Source organism: Alkalihalophilus lindianensis, assembly GCF_032843265.1.
GTDB classification, from domain to species: Bacteria; Bacillota; Bacilli; order Bacillales; family Bacillaceae_D; genus Alkalihalophilus; species Alkalihalophilus lindianensis.
On sequence record NZ_JAWJBA010000428.1, the window covers coordinates 1 to 266 of the forward strand.

General features: G+C 34.6%; 1 protein-coding gene. It reads right to left on the bottom strand.

Features of this window, described 5'->3' with window-relative positions:
- A partial coding sequence (locus tag RYX56_RS22890; RefSeq protein WP_317124194.1) for a PTS transporter subunit EIIC occupies positions 1–266 on the bottom strand: 266 nt, incomplete at both ends.

Here is a 266-nt window from a genome sequence, read left to right on the forward strand (position 1 = left end):
TGCTAGTTTTGTAAATATAAAGCTTGCAAATGATGTATCAAATGAACGGAAAAAGATAAAGATAAAAATATAAACAGTAATTAAGATCATGCCGGGGAACAGCGAAGCAAACACGTCACTTAAACTTGGTGGTACCCCTGGCGGCATGGTTATTTTTCCGAAATTTTTCTTTTTCATAAACTGATACAATTCCGTTGTTAAGATGGCTATTATTAATGCTGGGATAATCCCTTTTCCATCAATATAGGCAAACGATAACGTTTTGG